General features: G+C 65.0%; 19 protein-coding genes and 1 tRNA gene. 15 read left to right on the top strand and 5 right to left on the bottom strand.

What is annotated here, in order from left to right; all coding sequences use genetic code 11:
* The first annotated feature begins 3 nt into the window (after positions 1-3).
* From H9529_RS15525 to H9529_RS15480, 10 genes are all read left to right on the top strand, one after another.
* Entirely contained in the window at positions 4-495 is a 492-nt protein-coding gene (locus tag H9529_RS15525) for a UPF0262 family protein (protein ID WP_092886706.1), read from the top strand.
* 1 nt (position 496) lies between these two features.
* Positions 497-955: an arsenate-mycothiol transferase ArsC gene (locus tag H9529_RS15520; RefSeq protein ID WP_092886704.1), complete on the top strand. Its 459-nt coding sequence runs from the start codon at positions 497-499 to the stop codon at positions 953-955.
* Between the two features lie 3 nt (positions 956-958).
* Entirely contained in the window at positions 959-1357 is a 399-nt protein-coding gene (locus H9529_RS15515) for a ketosteroid isomerase-related protein (protein ID WP_092886702.1), read from the top strand.
* Positions 1354-1941, top strand: coding sequence for a GNAT family N-acetyltransferase (locus tag H9529_RS15510; protein WP_092886700.1), 588 nt, complete (start codon positions 1354-1356; stop codon positions 1939-1941). Before H9529_RS15515 ends, H9529_RS15510 begins: the two co-directional genes overlap by 4 nt.
* Positions 1938-2825 (top strand): carbon-nitrogen hydrolase family protein, encoded by an 888-nt coding sequence (locus tag H9529_RS15505; RefSeq protein ID WP_092886698.1) that lies wholly within the window; start codon positions 1938-1940, stop codon positions 2823-2825. The genes H9529_RS15510 and H9529_RS15505 overlap by 4 nt, the downstream gene beginning before the upstream one ends.
* A 78-nt stretch (positions 2826-2903) precedes the next feature.
* Positions 2904-3122 carry a translation initiation factor IF-1 gene (gene infA, locus H9529_RS15500; protein ID WP_021097168.1) on the top strand — a complete coding sequence of 73 codons (219 nt, stop codon included), beginning with the start codon at positions 2904-2906 and terminating at the stop codon, positions 3120-3122.
* Positions 3123-3126: 4 nt separating this feature from the next.
* Complete coding sequence (locus tag H9529_RS15495; protein WP_092886696.1) at positions 3127-3699, top strand: Maf family protein; 573 nt, start codon at positions 3127-3129, stop codon at positions 3697-3699.
* Positions 3696-4742 (top strand): ribonuclease E/G, encoded by a 1047-nt coding sequence (locus H9529_RS15490; RefSeq protein WP_092886694.1) that lies wholly within the window; start codon positions 3696-3698, stop codon positions 4740-4742. Before H9529_RS15495 ends, H9529_RS15490 begins: the two co-directional genes overlap by 4 nt.
* Before the next feature lie 185 nt (positions 4743-4927).
* The gene (locus H9529_RS15485) at positions 4928-5146 is read left to right on the top strand and encodes a DNA gyrase inhibitor YacG (protein WP_092886692.1); all 219 of its coding nucleotides are present in this window, start codon (positions 4928-4930) and stop codon (positions 5144-5146) included.
* 84 nt (positions 5147-5230) lie between these two features.
* A tRNA-Phe gene (locus H9529_RS15480) sits at positions 5231-5305 on the top strand.
* Positions 5306-5943: 638 nt separating this feature from the next.
* Here H9529_RS15480 and H9529_RS15475 read toward each other — a convergent pair.
* A complete protein-coding gene (locus tag H9529_RS15475) occupies positions 5944-6264 on the bottom strand; it encodes a hypothetical protein (RefSeq protein WP_143033478.1) in 321 nt (106 codons plus the stop codon).
* A gap of 324 nt (positions 6265-6588) precedes the next feature.
* Complete coding sequence (locus tag H9529_RS15470; RefSeq protein WP_092886688.1) at positions 6589-6792, bottom strand: hypothetical protein; 204 nt, start codon at positions 6790-6792, stop codon at positions 6589-6591.
* A gap of 52 nt (positions 6793-6844) precedes the next feature.
* On the opposite strand from H9529_RS15470, the gene H9529_RS15465 reads away from it, so the two are divergent.
* Both H9529_RS15465 and rsgA read left to right on the top strand, forming a co-directional pair.
* Positions 6845-8119 (top strand): FAD-binding domain-containing protein, encoded by a 1275-nt coding sequence (locus tag H9529_RS15465; protein WP_092886686.1) that lies wholly within the window; start codon positions 6845-6847, stop codon positions 8117-8119.
* 106 nt (positions 8120-8225) lie between these two features.
* Positions 8226-9269 (top strand): ribosome small subunit-dependent GTPase A, encoded by a 1044-nt coding sequence (rsgA, locus tag H9529_RS15460; protein ID WP_092886684.1) that lies wholly within the window; start codon positions 8226-8228, stop codon positions 9267-9269.
* A gap of 40 nt (positions 9270-9309) precedes the next feature.
* On the opposite strand, the gene H9529_RS15455 is transcribed toward rsgA, so the two are convergent.
* From H9529_RS15455 to hisA, 3 genes are all read right to left on the bottom strand, one after another.
* A complete protein-coding gene (locus tag H9529_RS15455; protein WP_092886682.1) occupies positions 9310-10743 on the bottom strand; it encodes a helix-turn-helix domain-containing protein in 1434 nt (477 codons plus the stop codon).
* A gap of 107 nt (positions 10744-10850) precedes the next feature.
* Positions 10851-12074, bottom strand: a complete 1224-nt coding sequence (locus tag H9529_RS15450) for a multidrug effflux MFS transporter (protein WP_092886680.1) — start codon at positions 12072-12074, stop codon at positions 10851-10853.
* 238 nt (positions 12075-12312) lie between these two features.
* Positions 12313-13038 (bottom strand): 1-(5-phosphoribosyl)-5-[(5-phosphoribosylamino)methylideneamino]imidazole-4-carboxamide isomerase, encoded by a 726-nt coding sequence (hisA, locus tag H9529_RS15445; RefSeq protein WP_092886678.1) that lies wholly within the window; start codon positions 13036-13038, stop codon positions 12313-12315.
* A 316-nt stretch (positions 13039-13354) separates the two neighbouring features.
* Between hisA and H9529_RS15440 the strand changes: the two genes are divergently transcribed.
* The 3 genes from H9529_RS15440 to gatC all read left to right on the top strand — a co-directional run bounded on the left by H9529_RS15440 (position 13355) and on the right by gatC (position 15544).
* Entirely contained in the window at positions 13355-13555 is a 201-nt protein-coding gene (locus H9529_RS15440; RefSeq protein WP_176846951.1) for a hypothetical protein, read from the top strand.
* Positions 13552-15036 carry a sodium:solute symporter family protein gene (locus H9529_RS15435; RefSeq protein WP_176846949.1) on the top strand — a complete coding sequence of 495 codons (1485 nt, stop codon included), beginning with the start codon at positions 13552-13554 and terminating at the stop codon, positions 15034-15036. Before H9529_RS15440 ends, H9529_RS15435 begins: the two co-directional genes overlap by 4 nt.
* 217 nt (positions 15037-15253) lie before the next feature.
* Positions 15254-15544, top strand: coding sequence for an Asp-tRNA(Asn)/Glu-tRNA(Gln) amidotransferase subunit GatC (gene gatC / locus H9529_RS15430; RefSeq protein ID WP_092886674.1), 291 nt, complete (start codon positions 15254-15256; stop codon positions 15542-15544).
* Position 15545: the final 1 nt, after the last annotated feature.

The following is a 15545-nucleotide window of genomic DNA, read 5'->3' as shown; positions in this document are numbered from 1 at the left end:
GTGATGGTGGCCAGCCCCAACCGTATCAGCAAGATCGACATCGACGATAGCGGCCTGCCCACGCCGACCCCGCAGATGGAACAGGAACGTCAGGTTGCGGTGTTCGACCTTCTGGAAGACAACAGCTTCACCCTCCCTGACCGCGACGACCGCGCCGCCCTGACGGGGCCCTATAGCCTCAGCCTGGCGATCCGCGAACGGCGGCTGGTGATGGAGATCTGCCTGGAAAGCGGCGACATCGCGGCCGAGTTTCACCTGTCCCTGGGGCCGTTCCGGCAAGTGGTCAAAGACTATTATCAGATTTGCGACAGCTACTTTGACGCTGTCAAAAAACTGCCCCCAAGCCAGATTGAAACCATCGACATGGCCCGGCGCGGCATCCACAACGAAGGTGCGAGGATCCTTCAAGAACGCCTTGATGGCAAAGCGGAAATTGACATAGACACCGCGCGCCGACTGTTCACCCTGATTTGCGTCCTGCATTTCGGGGCGTGACGTGGCTGACACTTTTCCATCATCGGTGTTGTTTTGCTGCGACCACAACTCGGTCCGGTCGCCCATGGCCGAGGGGTTGATGAAAAAGCTCTACGGCCAGCGTGCCTATGTACAATCCGCAGGCGTGAAGGGCGATCTGGAGGTGGACGGCTTTGCCATCGCGGTCAGCGCCGAACAGGGCGTAGAGCTGGAGCGCCATCGCACCCGCAGTTTCGACGAAATGGTGGAATGGGGCGATGATCTGACCGGCTTTGACCTCATCATCGCCCTCTCCCCCGCCAGCCAGCGCCGCGCGCAGGAACTGACGCGCTATGCCCATATCGACGTGGAATACTGGCCGATCATGGACCCCACCGGGCTGGGCGACGGGCGCGCGGCAAAGCTCGACGCCTATCGTCAGACCCGCAGCCAGATCCATGAACGGATGCTGGCCCGTTTCGGCCCCCCGACACAGGAATAGCCCATGACCAAAGACCTGATCGCCACCTATTTCGCGGCCTTCAACGCAGGCGACCCCAACGGCATGCTGGCGCTGGTCAGCGACGACGTGGAACACCATGTCAATCAGGGCGCGGTGCGGCGCGGGCGCGCTGCCTTTCAGGAGTTTTGCAGCCACATGGGCGTGAGCTACCGCGAATCCCTGCGCGACATCGTGATTTTCGCATCCGACGACAGCACGCGCGCGGCAGCGGAATTCGTGGTGCATGGTGAATACCTGCAAACCGACCCCGGCCTGCCCGCAGCACGCGGCCAGCGCTACACCCTGCCCGCCGGGTCGTTCTTCACGCTGGAGGATGGCAAGATCACCCGCATCACCACCTATTATAACCTGACCGACTGGGTGGCACAGGTGTCGGCATGACGCTGGATGTGCGGCAATTGACCGGCGGGGCGCTGGCTGGCGCGCTCGACCGCGTGGCGCAACTGCGCATCGAGGTGTTTCGCGACTGGCCCTATCTCTATGATGGCACGCTGAGCTATGAGCAGCGCTACCTTCAGGTCTATCAGGACAATCCCCGTGCCGTGCTGGCTGGCGCGTTTGACGGCGACACGCTGGTCGGCGCCGCCACCGGCATGCCGATGCAAGACCATGCCGACGAATTCGCCAGCGCCTTCGCAGGCAGCGGCCATGCCCTGTCCGACATCTTTTATTGCGCGGAATCCGTCCTGTTGCCCCCCCATCGCGGAAAAGGTGCCGGACATCGCTTTTTTGACATTCGAGAGGGTTTTGCGGCCCAACTTGGTGCAAAATATGTTGCATTTTGTGCCGTTCAGCGCCCGGTCGACCACCCGATGCGGCCCACCGGCTACCGCCCGCTCGACCCGTTCTGGCGCAAGCGAGGCTATGCCCCCCTGCCCGGCGTCGTGGCCCATTTCCATTGGACCGACATCGGGCACAGCGCACAAAGTGCGAAGCCCCTGCAATTCTGGATCAAGCCACTATGAAGATCGCCGCCGCCGCTTATCCGCTGGATGCTTTGCCTGATTTCAGCGCCTACGCCGCCAAAATCACCCGCTGGGTGGAAGCTGCCGCGTCAGACGCCGCGCAATTGCTGGTCTTCCCCGAATACGGCGCGATGGAACTTGCCGCTCTCGGCGGCCCCGCCGTCGCGCAAGATATCGAGGCCGCGCTGCATGAGGTCGCGCGCCATGCCGATGCCGTGCGCGCCCTGCATTGCACCCTCGCCGCGCGGCACAGCCTGCATATTCTAGGGGCCAGCGGCCCGGCCTTCACCGGCACCGCCCGCCCGGTCAACCGCGCCACATTCTACGGCCCCGGGGGGGTGATCGGCCATCAAGACAAACAGATCATGACCAGGTTCGAGCGCGAGGAATGGCATATCGCCCCCGGGCCGGGTCTCTCGGTCTTCGACACGCCCCTGGGCCGCATTGGCATACTGATCTGTTATGACAGCGAATTTCCCCTGCTGGCCCGTGCGATGGTGGCGGCGGGCGCCGAGATCTTGCTGGTGCCCAGTTGCACCGACAGCATGGCGGGCTATTCCCGTGTGCGGGTCGGCGCCATGGCCCGCGCGCTGGAAGGGCAATGCGTCACCGTGCAGGCCCCCACAGTCGGCGATGCACTGTGGTGCCCGGCTGTGGACCACAACATCGGCGCCGCCGCCATCTACGGCCCCCCCGATATCGGCTGGCCCGACACCGGCATCCTGGCGCAATCGGCGCTCAACACCCCCGGCTGGACCTGCGCGGATGTGTCCCTCGACCTGATCGGCCAGACCCGCCAACAGGGCGGCGTTCTCAACGTAACCCACTGGAGCGAGCAGGAAATTCGCCTCTCAACCCCGGTCCGCACAATAAAAACCGGATAATTCGCTTGAAAACCCTGCAAGTTACGCGCATATCCTGACGCGCCCGCACCAAGCGGGCGACGTATATATGGAGCGACTATGGCCAAGGAAGAACTGCTCGAATTTCCCGGCGTCGTCAAGGAACTCCTGCCAAATGCGACGTTTCGGGTCGAGCTGGAAAACGGCCATGAGATCATCGCACACACGGCAGGCAAGATGCGCAAGAACCGGATCCGCGTCCTGGCGGGCGACCGGGTTCAGGTCGAGATGACCCCCTATGATCTGACCAAGGGCCGGATCAATTACCGTTTCAAGTGACGGCATGCGCCTGATTCTGGGCTCTTCCAGCCCGCGCAGGCTGGAACTGCTGGCGCAGATCGGCATCGTCCCCGACGCGATCCGCCCGGCGGATATTGATGAAACGCCAATGCGCGCCGAAATTCCGCGGGTGTATGTTGCCCGCATGGCGCGCGAGAAACTGGCGGCCGTGCCGCGCGACCCCTCCGAGGTTGTGCTGACCGCCGACACCACCGTGGCGCTGGGGCGCCGCATTCTGGGCAAACCCGAAAACAAGGCGCAGGCGGCAGAATTTCTGCTGGCCCTTGGTGGCAGGCGGCACACCGTCATCACCGCCATCGCCGTGGCGCACGCCGAAAAGGTGTGGCAGCGCGTCGTGACCAGCGCGGTCAAGTTCAAGCGCCTGTCGGATGTCGAACTCAACGGCTATCTCGACAGCGATGACTGGCAGGGCAAGGCGGGCGGCTACGGCATCCAGGGGCCGGCGGCGGCCTTTGTGCCTTGGATCTCAGGCTCTTACAGTGCGATTGTTGGCCTGCCGCTGGCAGAAACCGCCAGCTTGCTCGCTGCGGCAGGATACGGAAAGGCGGCCCCATGAACGGCATCACCATCGCTTTGGGCATATTGCACGACCGGCAGATCGCCGCGCGCATCATCGACGGCCAGTTGGAGGACCTTCTGATCGCCCTGCCCGACACTGTCTGCCTGCCCGAGGCCATTTACCGCGCCCGTGTGGGCCGCCAGATGAAGGGCATGGGTGGCGTGTTTCTGGACCTGCCCGACGGCCAGCGTGCCTTTTTGAAGCAAGCCAAGGGGTTGCGCCCCGGCGATGCGCTGCTGGTGCAGGTCACCGGCGTGTCCGAGGCAGGCAAGGCCGTGCCGGTTGCCACGCGCCTGCTGTTCAAATCGCGCTACGCCATCGTGACGCCGGATGCGCCGGGGCTCAACGTGTCGCGCCAGATCCGCGAGGCCGACGAACAGGCCCGCCTGACCGCCATCGCCAGCGCCGCGATGCACGACAGCCCGCACGGGTTGATCCTGCGTTCTGCGGCCGAAGGCGTGGAAGATACCGCGCTGCGCGACGACATCACCGCGATGTGCGATCTGGCGCAGGCGGTGCTGGGCGACCGTACCGGCCCGCCCGAACTGCTGGTCGAAGGACCCACCCCGCATGTCATGGCCTGGCGCGACTGGGCCGTGCCCGACCCCGATGAGGTCGACGACAGCCCGACCGCGCTGGCCGACCACGGCGTGGCCGAAGCGCTCGATGCCCTGCTGTCCCCCGATGTGCCTCTGCCCGGCGGTGCCGTCATGGCGGTCGAGGGAACGCGCGCCTTGATCGCGGTGGATGTGAACACCGGCGGCGACGCCAGCCCCGCCGCGGCGCTGAAGGCCAACCTGGCCGCTGCCCGCGCCCTGCCCCGCGAGTTGCGGCTGCGCGGCCTTGGCGGACAGGTGGTGATCGACTTCGCCCCGGCCTCGAAGAAAGACCGGCAGGTGCTGGAACAGACGCTGCGCGCCGCCTTCCGCCGCGACAGTTCGGAAACCACGCTGGCCGGATGGACGCCTTTGGGCAATTTCGAGGTTCAGCGCAAACGCGACCGGATGCCGCTTGCCGATCTGTTGCGCCACAGGGATTAGGCGCGCAGACACCGATCGACATCTGCGGCCCGGAATGGCAAGAACTCAACTTCTTCTGTCTGCCTCGGGTTTCCCTACAAAGCCCGGGTGCGTTGGATCTGGCACAGGAAAATGAACGATTTCGCGGCTATGCAAGGCGCAGACCGCCCGCAACGTGTCTAAGCGCAACGCAGAAAGGAACCGAAATGACCTGCCCGATTTGTAAAAAACCAACATCGCCGGAATACAAACCGTTCTGTTCAAGGCGCTGCGCCGATGTCGACCTGGCCCGCTGGCTGCGCGAAGACTACCGCATCCCCGGCCCCCCTTCCGATCCGTTCGAGGACCCATTCGGCGACCAGCAAGACGACCCGGATGCGCCCGACGGTGCTGCGCGAACCCACGGCGGGGACAAGTTTCACTGAACCCGGATTTTTCAGGCAAATCCCTCTGGACAGCCCTGCCCCCCTCGACTAAGACACCGACACCCAGCGCAAATGCGCGCCCGTGCCCGGGTAGCTCAGGGGTAGAGCAGTGGATTGAAAATCCTCGTGTCGGTGGTTCAAATCCGCCCCCGGGCACCATTCATCAAACTGATTGCGCTGGTTTTGACCGACGTTTCAACTGACGTTGTGTCCCGGAATCTGCTGGCGCTACATCTGGGCTCCAAAGCTCGTTCGCTCGCTGGACTCAGCTCACCCTGACCGGAAAACGACCGCCACAGAAAAAACTCTGTTGTGTTGAAAGGCCCGCAGCACGGTTCCGTTCAATCTGCCCGTTGATACAGACTGGCCGCAATCACAGTAACGCTTTGCAAAAGCGACCCAACGCATACTTTCCCAGATGCTGCTTGCATTGGATATGCCACCGGGTGTGTCCCTCGGATAATGCGTTTTCCAAAGATTACCCCATAGGTACAATTTCAATCACATGAATGAAGAGCAAGACGTGCTTGACGAAGTCTACCGGGTTCTCCGCCATGCCACTCCCACTGAATGTATCAGCGCAACTTGCTTTATCGAATTTCAGTTAGCAAAGGACCGGCATTGTTCTGTCACCGCGCGGGCATCCTGGAATGTCGCGGGCAGCATAGAGGCGGGTCAGAAGCACGTGGATGACCAAAGGTGATGGATAGCGTCGGGCAACGCGCGAAACGGGGCTACCGGCCCCGATATCTTCGGGACCGGCGACTTTTGTCGGCGCAAAGCGCCATGCAGGCCCGTTACTCTATCGTGTAGCTGGCAAGATCGCAGATATCGATCTGGTCGGACATTTCATCGCCATCGTCGAATACGAAAAGAATGTCGTATTCGCATTGGTCGCTGTTATCCATGATGTAGACCGTCGACGTGTAGCCCGTTTCAAGGACATTGGCGCCCAGGATGTCATCGCCCCAGTCGCCGGAATTGGCCGGAGAGGTAAAGACCTGTACCACAGTATAACCGGACACATTGGTCAGTTCATAAGCAACGTCCTGGGCTGTCGCCGCAGACGCTGTTACCAGTACCGCAATTGCAAAGAATGCATTCCTCAATAATGTCATGTGATTTCCTCCGGCATTCCCCAAATGGCCTGCCACCTCGCGCGAAGATTGCCCAGTCACGCCTTCGGATCAAGTGATTTTTATTGGGGGGGGCTTTACTGAAAATCCCGCAGCGCGTCTCCATTCGATCTGCCTGTCGGCAAAGAGGGAGCGCAGCCATTTCAAATAGCCATCGGGTGATCTGGGGCTGATCGGGGAGAAGCGGCCACAGCGGTTCTCTGCCACGCCCAGTGCTGCGATTGTCTGGCCCTCGACCACCCCAAAAGCCAGCACCGACAGCGGACAGCGCAGAAAACGGTCGCTATCGACATCGCGCGGCCAGCGTTACCGGCGACGGTGCATCAGGCTCATAAACCGGGCTTGCCGCTCGAAGGGCGCTTGCGGCGCGGCAGCACCGGCCGCGCCGTCCATCATCCGCCGCACCATCACGGCGGCCAAGACGGCAAAGTTCACGCCGCCCACTGCCTGTCCGATCAGCACCCCCGCCGCCCCAAACCCCACCCCCAAGGCCGCCGCGTTTGAAATCACCCCGCACCGCCATACCTGTGTCCCCAATCGCCAGGTGCAACAAGGAACCGCCATGCTTTCCGAACCAGCGACCCGCGCGCAGGCCGAGGCGCTGTTGCATGCCTTCGCGCCCCGCATGGGTCAGAACTACGCCACGCGCCGGAATTATGACTTTGGGCCGGGCGCGCACCGCAATGTTTCCGGCCTCTCGCCCTTCGTGCGCCGCAGGCTGGTGACCGAACGCGATCTCGTCGCCACGGCGCTGGCCGCCCATGGCCCCCACGCGGCCGAAAAGTTCGTGCAAGAAGTGATCTGGCGCGGCTATTTCAAGGGCTGGCTGGAACGCCGCCCCGGCATCTGGGCCAGCTATTGCGCCGGGCGCGACAACGATCTGGCCCTGATGGACACCGACCGCCGCCTGCGCCGCGATGTCGCCGCAGCGATCTCGGGCACCACCGGGCTGGCCTGTTTCGACGCCTGGGCGCAGGAACTGACAACCACGGGCTACCTGCACAACCACGCGCGGATGTGGTTCGCCTCGATCTGGATTTTCACCTTGGGCCTGCCCTGGCGGCTGGGGGCGGATTTCTTTTTGCGCCATCTGCTGGACGGCGACCCGGCCTCGAACACGCTGGGCTGGCGCTGGGTCGCGGGGCTGCACACGCGCGGCAAGGCCTACGCCGCGCAGGCCCATAACATCGCGCAATTCACGGACGGCAGGTTTACGCCACGCGATACCGACCTTGCCGCCGATGTCGAAGGGTTAGAGCGGACCGAGCCTGACGGCCTGCCCTCCGTCACCCCTCTGCGCACGCCCATTCCGCCGCAACCCGGCGTGCCCAGCCTGCTGCTGATCACCGAAGAAGATTGCCGCCCGGAAGACTTCGACCTGACGACCATCGACATTCGCGCGGTCGCAACGCTGGCGGCCAGTACCCTGCGCTCTCCGCTGCCCGTGCCCGGCCGTGTCGCGGGCTTTGAAGGCGCGGCTTTGGCCGATGCCGCCACGCGCACGGGCCATGCGGCCATGCCGTTGCATGCGGGCCTGCCGCGCGATCTGGCCAGCTTTGCCGCGCGCGCCGGGGCACGCCAGATCGTCACGCCCTTCATCCCGCAAGGTCCCCTGCATGACTGGCTGCAACAGGCTGCGCCCGACCTTGACGCACAGGGCATCCGCCTGTGCGAATGGCAGCGCGACTGGGACCGCGCCATCTGGCCCCACGCGACGGCGGGCTTCTTCAAGGTGAAAAAGCAGATTCCCGCGATTTTGCGGGCCGTCGGGCTAGAGGATGCAGGCACCGGCGCAATACCGCCCGGCGCAAGCGACCTGCCCCCCAAAAGGCCCTGATGACCCCCCCGCGCCCCGGCACCCTGCACAACCAAACCCCGCGCAATTCCGCCGCCGCCCTTCCAAAGCCGTTGCATCTTTCCCCCGCTGCGGCCAAACAGGTCCGATGAACGACGCCCCACCCCTATGCCCGGATGCAGCAATCGACAGCCTTGGCTGGCAGCCCTTCTTTGCCGCCCAGCTAACGGCTGACGACACGGGCATGACCCCGGTGCGCATTGCCGTGGTGCACCGTGCCCGCCTGCTGGCGGAAACCGGGGCCACGGGGGGTGGCGAACAATTGCGCCTTGCCCACCTTGGCGGCACCTCGGATTACGCGGTGGGCGATTGGGTGCTGATGGATCCGGAAACCCGCAGCGCCGTGCGCCGGTTGAACCGCCGCACCCTGCTGCGCCGCCGCACCGAAAGCGCACATATCCCGCAACTGATCGCGGCCAATGTCGATACCCTGTTCATCGTCACCTCGTGCAACGACGATTTCAACGTCGCCCGGCTGGAACGCTACCTGGCGCTGGCGAATGAGGCCGGGACCAACCCCGTCATCGTCCTGACCAAGGTCGATCAGGTGGCCGACGCCGAAATCTTCCGCGCGCAGGCCGGTGCCTTGCAACGCGACCTTGCCGTGGTCACGCTGAACGCCAAGGCGCCTGATGCCGCCAAAACCCTTGCGCCATGGTGCGGACCGGGCCAGACGGTGGCGCTGGTCGGATCGTCGGGCGTGGGCAAATCGACGCTGCTGAACACGCTGGCCGCCAAGGCGCCGGACGCACAGCAACCCACCGGCGACATCCGCGCGCAGGACGCCAAGGGCCGGCACACGACCACGGCGCGGTCGCTGCACGCCATTCAGGGCGGCGGCTGGGTGATCGACACGCCCGGCATGCGCACCTTGCACGTCAGCGACGTGGCCGACGGCCTCGACATCCTGTTCGCAGAAATCACCGAACTTGCGCCCGACTGCCGCTTTCGCGACTGCACCCATGCCCATGAACCGGGCTGCGCCGTGCAAAAAGCCGTGGCGTCGGGCCGCCTGTCCCCCGACCGGCTGGACCGCTGGCGCAAGCTGAACGACGAGAACGTGGCCAATACCCCCGTACGGACCGGCGCGCGCGGCAACAAATCCGACGCGGCCAAGCCCCGGAAACGCTAAGCGGCACCGCATTGCGCCCGCCACTCAACCCGCGCCCGCTTCAGCCCTCGACCTCATAGGGCAACACGCCGCGCCGGTCAGGGTCGATGCGCAGCCGCCGTTCCAGCGGCGGCACCGACCGCTGGTGACAGCCCCGCCGCTCACAGATCCTGCAGGAAATGCCAATCGGCTCAAAGGCCTGCGGGCGGCTGATTTCCAGATCGTCGGCATAGACCAGCGCCCCCGCATGCGCGATCTCACAGCCCAGCCCGATGGCATAGCGCCGCACCGGGGCGCGATAGCTGCCGCCGGGCTTTGACACCGCCAGCGCAAGGCAGATGTAGCGCGCCCCGTCCGGCGTCTCGGCCAGCTGGCGCAATACGCGCCCCGGGGTCTCGAACGCCTGATGCACGTTCCACAGCGGGCAGCCGCCGCCATAGCGCGCAAATTGCAGCCGCGTCGCCGAATGCCGCTTGGTGATCGTGCCCGCCTGATCGACCCGCACAAAGAAGAACGGCACCCCCTTCGCGCCGGGGCGTTGCAGCGTCGACAGCCGGTGCGCCACCTGCTCGACCGAGGCGCCGAACAGGTCGGCCAGCCGCTCCAGATCGTGCCGCACCTCTTGCGCTGCGGCTTGAAACCGGCGGTAGGGCATCATCAGCGCCCCCGCAAAGTAATTCGCCAGCCCGATCTTGGCGATATCGCGCGCCGCATCCGACTGGAACCGCGCCAGATCCAGCGTCGCCTCCAGCAGATCGTTCTGCGCGATCAACGCCAATTGGTGCAAGATCTGGAACCGCTGCGTGCCCGGCGCGATCTTGGATGAGATCACCAGCAACCGCGCGCCCGCATCATAGCTGCGCAACACCGGCGTGTCGGCATATTGCACCGTCACGCCACGCGCGGCCAGCGCCTCCAACGCCGGAGGCAGCGCATCACCGCCCATAACCGGCCCCGCCCCCGCCCCTGCCTGCACGGCAAACTTTTCGGCGAAAAGTTCGGCGGCGCGGTCCACCGGGTCGATGTAATTGTCGCAATAATGGAAGAAATCGCGCACCTCTTCCCAGGCCGACGGGCGGCTGTCGGTATCCGCATGGCCCAGCGCCTCATCCAAAGAGGCCAACCGCTCATGGCTCTGGCGGTAGGCGCGGTGCAGGTCCAGAAATGCGCGCGCCAGCGCCGGCGCATTGGCCGACACCAGCCGCAGGTCGGGCAGCCCGGGCGGCGTGGTGCCGAAAACCGGATCGGCCATCGCCTCGCGCAGGTCGCTGACCAGCCGCTCGCTGTCGCCCGCCGACAGCTCGGTGACATCCATCCCGAACTCACGCGCAAGGGCCAGCACCACGGTGGTGGACAACGGGCGGTTGTTGTTCTCCATCTGGTTGAGATAGGGCAGCGACACGCCCAGCCGGGCGGCGAAATCCTTCTGCGTCAGCGCCAGCCGCGTGCGGGTCTCCCGCAGCTTCGCCCCGGCATACAGCTTTTGCGGTGCCATGCGTCCCTGCCTGTCAGAATGATGAAGCCGAATGCGGCAGATTTGCAGGCGCGGCAGGTCCCGTCAAGTTGTCCCCCGCCAAAGCGAAGGCCGCAGCCGGGCAGACGTCAGGCAGCGCCTCGCGCCAACGCCCGTTCCCGCCGCATCACATAGAGCACGGGCAGAATGGCCAGCGCCGATGTGGTCATCAAAAGGTATATCAGCGGCCAGGCGCCCGACCCCGGGGTCAGCAGCGCGCCCGCCAGCGCCGACAGCGCAGCCCCGCCCCCGATCATGATCGCCCCGCCAAGGCCAGAGGCAGACCCCGCCAGATGCGGGCGCACCGACAGCATGCCCGCTGTCGCATTGGGCAACACCATGCCATTGCCCAGACCCACGAAAATGAAGAAGCCATAAAAGACCTGCGGCGTCTGCGCGCCGAGCGCGAAGGTGATGCCCAGCGCCGCCATGCCCGAGAAACACAGCAACGTGCCGATCAGCGCCATGCGGTTGATCCCCATGCGCACCGAATACCGGCCCGACACGAAGTTGCCAACCGCGTAGCCCACTGCCGGTGCGCCGAAATAGAGGCCCAGCTGCGCCGGGTTCAGCCCGAACACCTGCGATCCGACAAAAGGCGCGCCACCAAGGTAGGCAAAGAACGCGCCCGAGGCCAGCATCGCCGTCATGCAATAGCCCCAGAACCGGGGCGAGGTCAGCAGATCCGGGTATTGCTGCACCTGCGCGCGAAACCCGCCCTCGCTGCGGGTGAAAGTCTCGCCCAGATCAGCCCATGTCAGCGCAAAAATCGCAAGCCCGGCAACCAGCATCAACACGAAGCTTGCCTGCCAGCCAAAGGCTGCGTCCAGCATGCCGCCAAACACGGGGGCCACCATCGGCACCACCGCCATGCCCATCGTCACATAGCCGATCATTGATGCAGAGCGGGACGCGTCCACCATGTCGCGGATCACAGCGCGGCTCAGCACCAGCGTTGCCACCACCGCCGCCTGCCCCATGCGGCAGATCAGAAAGGTCGTGATATCTTGCGCCAGCAGCGTGCCCACCGTCGCCACCAGGAAAATGCCCAGCGCGCCCAGCAGCACCGGGCGCCGCCCGAAACGGTCCGCCACCGGCCCGATGAACAGCTGCAACAGCGCGTTCATCGCCAGATACAGCGACACCGACAGCTGCATCACCCGGTATTCCGTGTCGAAATACGCCGTCATGTTGGGCAGCGAGGGCAAGAAGACATTCATCGCCAACGCGCCCAGCCCTGAAAGCAGGACCAGCGTCATGATATGCGGCGGTGTGGTTCGGTCCAGGAAACGGACGGGGGGCGGCGTGATCATTTAACTTGTGTAACCCTTTGCATGACCCTGCGCCAGAGCGTGATGTGCGAATCGAGGGCCTTTGACGCACCAAAACACACACATTCCCGCATGCCCCACGGCATCTGCTGCGGCGTTAAATGCGCCCCGGCGCACCGATGTCAACGCCACCGCCACTTTTCCCCACGCAAAGGCACATCAGCGCTCATACCCAACCCCATACCCCGCCTCACGCACGGCGTCGCAGGGGGCCCCGCCGTCAGCCTGCGTCCAGCGCCCGCAGCGCCGCCGTCAGATCCAGCGCGCCATCGTACAGCGCGCGCCCCGAAATCGCGCCATCCAGCGCCACGCCGCAATCGCGCAGCGCGATCAGATCCGCCAGCGACGACACCCCGCCAGAGGCGATCACCGGGATCGTCGTCGCCCGCGCCAGCGCGGCGGTCGCGTCAATGTTGGGCCCCTGCATCGCACCGTCGCGGTTGATGTCGGTATAGATGATCGCCGCCACGCCCGCGTCTTCAAAGCTGCGCGCAAGGTCGGTCACCATCACATCGGTCTCGGTCGCCCAGCCTTTGGTGGCCACGCGCCCCTCGCGCGCATCGATCCCCACGGCGACCTGCCCGGGAAACGCCTTTGCCGCCTGCCGCACCAGATCGGGCTGTTCCACCGCCACGGTGCCCAGGATCACCCGCGCCAGCCCCTTCTCCAGCCATGCCTCGATCGTGGCCATATCGCGTATCCCGCCGCCCAACTGGCAGGGCACATCGACCGAGGCCAGGATCGCCTCGACCGCCGCCGCATTCACTGGCGTGCCGGCGAATGCCCCGTTCAGATCCACCAGATGCAACCATTTGCAGCCCTGCGCCACGAAGGCCTGCGCCTGCGCGGCGGGATTGTCGCTGAACACGGTGGCCTGCGCCATCTCGCCCTTGAACAGGCGCACGCACTGGCCGTCTTTGAGGTCAATCGCGGGATAGAGGATCATCGGCCAGTTTCCTTCTGCATCACGCCCCACCGGGCAGGGAATGCCCGTCCAGTGTCATGCGGGCATCATCTCTGCGCGTCATAATCCAACTTCGGGCGAAGGGGAAACGGGTTTTGCCCCCCGCGCCCCCCCCGCGCGCCCGGCACGCGCCCCTCACGCCCCCGCCACGCCGCAGCCCCCCGGGACCCGCCGCCCATTTCTGACCCAAGAGTCAAAAAATCCAGCCTTTTCAGATGTTAAGTAAACTTTTTGTTGCACAAGCCCCAAAGCACGCCTATCGCTGCACCCCCAACGCACCACATGAAGGATACCCGACATGCAACCGACCGTTCCGTCCCGGCGCGCGGGCTTTGCCCTGTGGCTTGCCACCGCTGCCGTCCTGATCGCCGCGGGCATCTTCGTGCCCTATACGGTCCTTGCGGGGTCCGCGCTGGTCTTCGCCTTCTGGTCGGTCTTTGGCCTCAGCATCATCTTGCTGATCCTCTGGGCGGTCTCGGGCTGGAGGGACCGGCCATGACCCCTGCAAACCTGATCGACACGACCACGCTCTGGGCCGCCATCGCCGTCTTTGCCGCCTTCGGCATCGTGCTGGCTTGGCGCGCCGCGCGGCAAAACAGCGGCACGGTGGCCGATTACTACCTTGGCGGGCGCGACATCGGCGGGCTGGTGGCGGGCCTCAGCTATGCGGCCACCACCTATTCGGCCTTCATGCTGGTGGTGCTGACCGGGCTGACCTATCGCGGTGGCGTCGGCGCGCTGGGGTTTGAGCTGATCTATTTCGCGGGCCTGTCGCTCTTGGTGATCTTCGCGCCGCGCTTCTGGCTGGCGGCGCGCAAATGGGGCTTCATCTCCCCGGCCGAGATGCTGGGCGCGCGCTATGGCAGCCCCATGGTGGCACGGCTGACCGCATTGGTGGGCCTGATCTTCCTGCTGCCCTATTGCACCACCCAGATGGCGGGCATCGGCCTGTTGCTGTCAGGGGTGACGGGGGGTGACATCACGCTCTTTCAGGCGGTGGTCACCGGCGCGGTGCTGGCCGTGTTCTGGACGCTGTTTGCGGGCCTGCGATCCGTCGCCTGGACCGATGCGGTGCAGGCTGCGGTGATGATGGGGGCGGGCCTTCTGGCCGTAGGCTTTGCCATTGCGACCATCGGCGGGGTCGGCCCCTTCATCGCAGCGACCCAAGACACCCACGCCGCGTGGCTGACCGTGCCCGGCCCGGGGCTGTGGAGCTTCAACACCTTCATCGCCCTGTCCTTCCCGTGGTTCTTCTTTGCCATTTCCAACCCGCAGGTCAGCCAACGGCTGTTCATCATGCGCGACTTCGGTGCGATGCGCCGCATGGTGCTGTGGGTGCTGGGCTTTGGGCTGGTCTTCACACTGGTCGCGGTGATCTGGGGCTTTGCCGCGCTGCAACTGGCGCCGGGGCTGGACAACACCTCGACCGCGACGCCGGCACTGCTGACCTCGGGGGCGATCCCGCTTTGGGTGGCGCTTTTGCTCATCATCGGCATCCTTGCCGCTGCGGTTTCGACCCTCGACAGTATTGCGCTGACCGTGGGTGCGATGGTGGCGCGCGATTTCGTCGGCATCACCCGCAGCGACGCGGCGCAGATCATGGTAGGCCGGGTCGTCGTGGTGGGTGTGATCGTGTTTGCCGCGTGGTTCGCGCTGCAATCCACCCGCATCGTCGATCAGCTTGCCGCGCTGTCGGCGGCGGGCCTGCTGGTCACCGTACCCCCGATCATCGGCGCGTTCTTCTGGTCACGCGGCACGGCGTCGGGCGCGCTGGCCTGCATGGCGGGCGGCGCGCTGCTGGCGATCTACATGGCAATGGTGGCGGGCGTCAGCGTGTTCAACCCGGTGCTGGCCTTCAGCGTGGCGGGCGTGTCGGTGGCGCTGTTCGTGGGCGTCAGCCTGCTGACGAAACCGGCCAAGGGCGCGCTCGACTTCAAGGCAGAACTGGCGCCCGATCTGGCGCGCCACGGGGCGTGGTGACGGACCTGACCAGATCCTGCCGCACGGTCCGGGGGCACAAAGGTTAACGCCCCCGGACCCCATCGCGCGTATGTATCAAAGCCATACCAGAACCATACCGTTTCCATACTCCGGATTCCGGCGCAAAATCAGAAGGTTAACGCCCCTCACGCGGCCACCGCTTGCGCTTGGCTGTCGGGGGCGCTAAACCCGGCCAAACCGCAGATAAGGGGGCGTCATGTCCAGTATTGATACCGAGACCGCGCGCCGGGTCGCCAAGCTGTCCCGCATCGCCGTACCAGACGCGGCCCTGCCCGCGCTGGCGCAGGAATTGTCCAATATTCTCAACTTCATGGAACAACTGAACGAAGTTGATGTGGATGGTATTGAACCCATGACCAGCGTCACGCCGATGCGCCTTGTGCGCCGCGAAGATGTCGTGACCGACGGCAACCAGCAGGCAAAAGTGCTGGCCAACGCGCCTGACGCCCGCGAAGGCTTCTTCGCCGTCCCCAAAGTTGTCGAATAGG

This window comes from Roseicitreum antarcticum, assembly GCF_014681765.1.
Classification (GTDB): domain Bacteria; phylum Pseudomonadota; class Alphaproteobacteria; order Rhodobacterales; family Rhodobacteraceae; genus Roseicitreum; species Roseicitreum antarcticum.
This window is presented reverse-complemented; position numbering and strand designations above follow the sequence as displayed.

What these genes read in the sequence shown, in the direction of transcription:
- H9529_RS15525 (WP_092886706.1), top strand. Translation starts at nt 4, where the DNA reads ATGGTGGCCAGCCCCAACCGTATCAGCAAGATCGACATCGACGATAGC.
- H9529_RS15515 (WP_092886702.1), top strand. Translation starts at nt 959, where the DNA reads ATGACCAAAGACCTGATCGCCACCTATTTCGCGGCCTTCAACGCAGGC.
- H9529_RS15510 (WP_092886700.1), top strand. Translation starts at nt 1,354, where the DNA reads ATGACGCTGGATGTGCGGCAATTGACCGGCGGGGCGCTGGCTGGCGCG.
- H9529_RS15505 (WP_092886698.1), top strand. Translation starts at nt 1,938, where the DNA reads ATGAAGATCGCCGCCGCCGCTTATCCGCTGGATGCTTTGCCTGATTTC.
- infA (WP_021097168.1), top strand. Translation starts at nt 2,904, where the DNA reads ATGGCCAAGGAAGAACTGCTCGAATTTCCCGGCGTCGTCAAGGAACTC.
- H9529_RS15495 (WP_092886696.1), top strand. Translation starts at nt 3,127, where the DNA reads ATGCGCCTGATTCTGGGCTCTTCCAGCCCGCGCAGGCTGGAACTGCTG.
- H9529_RS15490 (WP_092886694.1), top strand. Translation starts at nt 3,696, where the DNA reads ATGAACGGCATCACCATCGCTTTGGGCATATTGCACGACCGGCAGATC.
- H9529_RS15485 (WP_092886692.1), top strand. Translation starts at nt 4,928, where the DNA reads ATGACCTGCCCGATTTGTAAAAAACCAACATCGCCGGAATACAAACCG.
- H9529_RS15475 (WP_143033478.1), bottom strand. Translation starts at nt 6,264, where the DNA reads ATGACATTATTGAGGAATGCATTCTTTGCAATTGCGGTACTGGTAACA.
- H9529_RS15465 (WP_092886686.1), top strand. Translation starts at nt 6,845, where the DNA reads ATGCTTTCCGAACCAGCGACCCGCGCGCAGGCCGAGGCGCTGTTGCAT.
- rsgA (WP_092886684.1), top strand. Translation starts at nt 8,226, where the DNA reads ATGAACGACGCCCCACCCCTATGCCCGGATGCAGCAATCGACAGCCTT.
- H9529_RS15455 (WP_092886682.1), bottom strand. Translation starts at nt 10,743, where the DNA reads ATGGCACCGCAAAAGCTGTATGCCGGGGCGAAGCTGCGGGAGACCCGC.
- H9529_RS15450 (WP_092886680.1), bottom strand. Translation starts at nt 12,074, where the DNA reads ATGATCACGCCGCCCCCCGTCCGTTTCCTGGACCGAACCACACCGCCG.
- hisA (WP_092886678.1), bottom strand. Translation starts at nt 13,038, where the DNA reads ATGATCCTCTATCCCGCGATTGACCTCAAAGACGGCCAGTGCGTGCGC.
- H9529_RS15440 (WP_176846951.1), top strand. Translation starts at nt 13,355, where the DNA reads ATGCAACCGACCGTTCCGTCCCGGCGCGCGGGCTTTGCCCTGTGGCTT.
- H9529_RS15435 (WP_176846949.1), top strand. Translation starts at nt 13,552, where the DNA reads ATGACCCCTGCAAACCTGATCGACACGACCACGCTCTGGGCCGCCATC.
- gatC (WP_092886674.1), top strand. Translation starts at nt 15,254, where the DNA reads ATGTCCAGTATTGATACCGAGACCGCGCGCCGGGTCGCCAAGCTGTCC.